1 protein-coding gene is annotated in these 1,298 nt (G+C 68.4%); it reads left to right on the top strand.

Annotated elements, in window-relative coordinates; translation table 11 throughout:
• Positions 1-745: 745 nt before the first annotated feature.
• The coding region (locus tag ACWCSD_RS52675; protein ID WP_449927497.1) for an NAD-dependent epimerase/dehydratase family protein at positions 746-1,298 on the top strand (553 nt) is incomplete at its 3' end.

Genomic DNA, 1,298 nt, shown 5'->3' with positions numbered 1-1,298 from the left:
GCGCGGCCTCGGCGCGCAACGCTTCCCACGTGGATGATCCACTCGGGGCGGGTATCAGGTTGTACGGGGCGGCCATGCCGGTTTCGCCCGGTTCCGACACGCCGGAATCGGGTACGACTGGCAGAGCCGGGGCAGCATCGATTACTCTGCTCCTAGCTTCTAACCGGCTTCAGACACGCCAAAGGCGGGCCCGTGCCGGTTGGGCGGACGAGGGTCCTTGCGCAAATCTTCCTGGCAGTTGATCGAGCGCAGGGGCCCTCGCGGCGTTTCCGACGCCGTTCTCGGCGTCTACGTGCTCCTCAGCGTCTAAGCAGTCCTCTCGGGTCGTCCACGGCTGCTATGCGGCCGTCGCGTCTACAAGCGGAAGTGGCTCCTGCGCTGACGCCTTCGGCGGCGCCTCAAGGCGGTAGCCGAGCTGCTCAGCCACAGCGCGCATCAGGAACTCGTTTGCGGACATCCCGTGCGCCTTGGCGAGTTCCTCCGCCATGGTCCTCAGGTCCTTGGGCAGCCGGAGGGGAAAGGACTTCGCCATCGGCCCCCACTTGGGGTCAGGTCCTCGTCTACTTCCACTCATGGCAGACAGTTATAGCGAATCTACGATTCACAGATCTACTAACCACGCCGCGTGTTGCGGATCGTTGCCAAGCGTTGATCATCATCATCCTCGCCCCGGCCCACCCTCAGCTTGAAGTGGATCACGCGCTCCCCCTACCGGGCCACGCCCCAGTGCGTCAGGATCGTGGCCATGCGACTGCTCATCCTTGGGGGCACGTGGTTCCTCGGCCGCGCGGTAGCCGAGGAGGCTCTCGCCCGCGACCACAACGTGGTGACCTTCACCAGGGGCAAGTCCGGCCGCGACGTGCCCGGCGTCGCCCCGCACCGCGGGGACCGCTCCAGCGACCGCGACATGGCCGACCTGGCGGCCGCAGGCCCGTGGGACGCGGTCATCGACACCAGCGGGATGACGCCGGACCTGGTCGAGCGGTCCGCCCGGTTCCTGGCCGCGTCCGTCGACCAGTACGTGTACGTCTCCACCGTCAACGTCTACACAGGCTGGCCCACCGAACCCCTGAACGACGAGTCCCCGGTCCGCCCCTACACGCCGTACGGGCCGCCCGGCGAGTCCGGCGCCGACGAGTACGGCCGCGAGAAGGCCGGCTGCGAGCAGGCCGTCACCACGACGTTCGGCGACCGCGCCACCCTGCTCCGGCCGAGCGTCATCGTCGGCCCGTACGAGTACGTGGGCCGCATCCCGTGGTGGCTGCGCCGCATCGCCGACGGCGGCCAGGTGCTCGCCC

The organism is Nonomuraea sp. NPDC001684, assembly GCF_053596515.1.
This window is presented reverse-complemented; position numbering and strand designations above follow the sequence as displayed.